This is a genomic window from Paraburkholderia sp. SIMBA_053 (assembly GCF_046534895.1).
Classification (GTDB): Bacteria; Pseudomonadota; Gammaproteobacteria; order Burkholderiales; family Burkholderiaceae; genus Paraburkholderia; species Paraburkholderia caledonica.
In genome coordinates this window covers 1-239 of sequence record NZ_JAWRXU010001603.1, presented here as the reverse complement: position 1 = coordinate 239, position 239 = coordinate 1, and the positions used below count along the sequence as shown (strand labels likewise).

Annotated in this window: 1 pseudogene; it reads right to left on the bottom strand. The window is 59.0% G+C overall.

Going from position 1 to position 239, the window contains the following annotated elements:
- Positions 1 to 143: 143 nt before the first annotated feature.
- Positions 144 to 239 (bottom strand): annotated as a pseudogene (locus SB753_RS40965) (enoyl-CoA hydratase/isomerase family protein); the annotation flags it as partial.

Genomic DNA, 239 nt, shown 5'->3' with positions numbered 1-239 from the left:
ATTCCGCGCGCCAGCTAATGTCGTTTCCATCAATTGTCTCCTTCAATGTACGTCGCCAGAAACGTCAAGTTGCGGCCGGTAGCCGTTCTCCGCGGCGTCATGTTTGTTTGTTGTTGTGCTGCGGATGGCTGAGTGCTTCGGGCCTAGCTGCCGCGAAACACCGGTTTGCGCTTGCCGTGGAAAGCCTCCACTCCCTCGCGGAAATCGTCCGACGCGCGCAGCCGGCTATAGCAATGCCC